General features: G+C 37.8%; 3 protein-coding genes and 1 pseudogene. 1 reads left to right on the top strand and 3 read right to left on the bottom strand.

The features are described from left to right. Window positions 1-127: 127 nt before the first annotated feature. The 3 genes from A3GS_RS0109520 to rpmB all read right to left on the bottom strand — a co-directional run bounded on the left by A3GS_RS0109520 (window position 128) and on the right by rpmB (window position 2483). Window positions 128-1792 carry a DAK2 domain-containing protein gene (locus tag A3GS_RS0109520; protein ID WP_018365171.1) on the bottom strand — a complete coding sequence of 555 codons (1665 nt, stop codon included), beginning with the start codon at window positions 1790-1792 and terminating at the stop codon, window positions 128-130. Next, entirely contained in the window at window positions 1792-2157 is a 366-nt protein-coding gene (locus A3GS_RS0109515) for an Asp23/Gls24 family envelope stress response protein (protein WP_018365170.1), read from the bottom strand. The genes A3GS_RS0109520 and A3GS_RS0109515 overlap by 1 nt, the downstream gene beginning before the upstream one ends. Before the next feature lie 137 nt (window positions 2158-2294). Then, the gene (gene rpmB, locus A3GS_RS0109510; RefSeq protein WP_001140949.1) at window positions 2295-2483 is read right to left on the bottom strand and encodes a 50S ribosomal protein L28; all 189 of its coding nucleotides are present in this window, start codon (window positions 2481-2483) and stop codon (window positions 2295-2297) included. A 226-nt stretch (window positions 2484-2709) separates the two neighbouring features. Between rpmB and A3GS_RS12800 the strand changes: the two are divergent. After that, a pseudogene (locus A3GS_RS12800) lies at window positions 2710-2826 on the top strand (helix-turn-helix domain-containing protein); the annotation flags it as partial. Window positions 2827-3188 lie beyond the last annotated feature (362 nt).

The raw sequence follows: 3188 nt of genomic DNA, 5'->3' as shown, positions 1-3188 counted from the left end.
GCCCTAAATACAAAAACTATTCCCGTCTTGTCGTCAACTGCTCAGACGGGAATAGTTTCTTCAATTGGTTAAAGACTTAACTTAATGACATTGAGAAAATCCGAACTCTTCTTAAGACTAAATAATATTATTCAACACTCATTAAGTATGGATAGACTGGTTGATCGCCTTGGTGAATTTCAACTTCAACGTCTTCATACTTATCTTCAAGGTAGTTTGAAATTTCCTCAGCTAAATCTTCTCGCCCATCTTCACCGACATAGATAGTCACAATTTCACTATCTTCATCAATCATCTTGGCAAAAGTTTCTTTTAAAGTGGTTGTCATGTCAGGATTTGACACCACAATTTTACCATCAACCATTCCAAGATTATCATTTTCATGAATTTCTAAGCCGTCAATACTTGTATCGCGAACTGCCAAAGTTACACTCCCACTGACAACATCCGAAAGGCTTGCCGTCATGGATTGAACATTTTCATCCAAAGATTTACTTGGATCAAAGGCAAGCAAACTTGTGAAGCCTTGTGGAACAGTGCGTGTCTCAACAACTGCCGCTGACACTTCTGAAACTTCAGCAGCAGACTGGGCAGCCATAAAGATATTTTTGTTATTTGGTAAAATGATAACATTTTTTGCATTAACCGCTTCAATAGCCCTAACAATATCTTCTGTTGATGGGTTCATGGTTTGACCACCAGAAATGATATAGTCAACACCTTGGGATTTAAAGATTTCTGCCAACCCTTCACCAGCTACAACAGCGATGAGAGCAAAATCTTTTTCCTCTTGAGGTTGAGCCTGCGCAGCTGATTTTTCAAGAACGGCATCATGCTGATTACGCATGTTATCCACTTTCACTTTGACAAGAGAGCCATATTTAAGCCCCTCTTGCATAACAAGACCTGGATCTTCTGTGTGGACATGAACTTTGACAATTTCATCATCATTGACAACCAAAAGTGAATCACCAAGGCCACTCAAGTAACCTTGAAATTCCTCATAGTTAAATTCTTTAACATAAGTTGGGCCTTGTTTAAGAGCTACCATAATTTCGGTACAGTAACCAAACTTAATATCTTCTGTTGCAACATGCCCAGCAACTGACTTATGATGCTCTGCATTAATCATCTCAGTCATCGTAGCAGGAGTCGCTTGAAATTCTTCCGAAGCGATATATTCACCCGTCAAAGCCGATAAGAAACCTTCATAGATAAAGACCAACCCTTGTCCGCCAGAATCGACAACACCGACTTCTTTCAAGACAGGAAGCATATCTGGTGTTTTGGCAAGAGCACGTTTTGCGCCCTCCAAAGCCGCTTTCATAACTTCAACAGCATCGTTGCTTTCTTCAGCTTTTTTTAATGCAGCTGAGGCTGCCCCACGTGAAACTGTCAAGATTGTTCCTTCAACAGGCTTCATGACAGCCTTATAAGCTACTTCAACACCAGATTGGAAAGCTTGAGCCAGATCTTGACCTGTCAATTCTTTTTTATCTTTGATAGATTGACCAAAACCGCGGAATAACTGCGAGGTGATAACACCAGAGTTCCCACGTGCTCCCATCAAAAGACCTTTTGATAAAATTTGACCAACTTCGCCAACCGAACTTGCTGGTTTATCAGCAACCTCTTTGGCACCATTTTCCATAGTCATCCCCATATTTGTTCCTGTATCTCCATCTGGAACTGGGAACACATTTAGTGAATTGACATATTCCGCTTGTTTTCCAAGACGCGTACTAGCCGCCTGAACCATCTCTTGGAATAAACTTGTTGTAATATTTGACACTAATCTTCTCCTACAACCTTAATATTTTGCACGTAAACATTGACCATATCAGCTGACAAGCCTAGTTGATTTTCAAGGTTAAACTTAACGCGCTCTTGAATATTTTTAGATACTTCACTAATTTTAACACCATAACTCATTACAGTATAAACATCAACTGAAATACCCGCATCTGTTGATTTGACAACGACACCTTTTGCATAATTTTCCTTGCGTAAGAGAGCTTGAAAATTATCTTTAATAGCACTTTTGCTGGCCATTCCGACAACACCGAAAATTTCTGTTGCTGAACCACCGACAACAGTTGCAATAACGTCATCAGACAGTTCAATTTGACCATCTTTTGTATTGATTTTTACAGTCATATTGACTACCTCTCAAGTTTTTATCAACCTATTTTATCATATATTGCACAGCTTGTAAAAAAATATAGTAGAAAATTCCTTGAAAATACAAGCTTTTTCCTATTTGGTCAACAAAAAAAGCCCTAAGGCTTTCATTTTTATACGCGTTCAACTTTACCAGATTTAAGCGCACGAGCCGAAACCCAAACTTTTTTTGGTTTACCGTCGATAAGAACAGTAACTTTTTGAAGGTTTGGTTTAACAGTACGTTTTGTTTGGTTCATCGCATGTGAACGGTTGTTACCTGAAACAGTTTTACGTCCTGTAAAATAACATACTTTAGCCATGGTTTATATTTCCTCCTATATTAATCATGATTTACGGATGTGCTAGCACCACATACTAAAACAGTTTATCATATTCAATAAACAATAGCAAGTTTTTTTAGAAAATTTCTCCGTCTATTATCAAAGCTTCTAATTGTGAAAGTTCTAAAATGAAGGTAGCCACTTAGGGTATCAAAAAACACCTCAGAGAGATATAATTGTAATCACTACAACAATTAGAAGAACTCTGAGATGCAAGACTATACCAAAAGGCAAGCAGTTAACACTAACAGATCGCAGAAATATTGAACGTTGGCTTAAAGAAGGACCTCCCAATCATGAAATAGCTAAAGCTCCTCAAACCACTTTTATTCTATATGATAGTCAGTGGTTCATTGATATCTTTAGATTTTTGCTCAACGGCGATTCCTAGACGCTTCTTAGTTTGATGGATGGGTCTTATGCTTCTTACAGATACGAGCAAATCTAGACAGATCAATTAGCTTGATAGTTAATAAACCTTGATAAATGTAGTTGTAAAGTGTCTTAGCACTTGGCTCTCTTCACTTCTGTAATGTGTAATAGCTGTTAGAAGGGCTTCTGATACCTTCTCAAGTTTCAGGTAATAAACTGAATAGGTTACACTAAACTAGACAGAATTTATAAAGTGTTCTACACTAAAGAAAAGAGGAGAACAGATATGTCTAGAAAAATTCGCCGTTACTT

Source organism: Streptococcus caballi DSM 19004 (assembly GCF_000379985.1).
In the GTDB taxonomy this organism is placed as follows: Bacteria; Bacillota; Bacilli; order Lactobacillales; family Streptococcaceae; genus Streptococcus; species Streptococcus caballi.
Note: the sequence above shows the minus strand (reverse complement) of the source record. Positions and strands in the feature narration are given on the sequence as shown.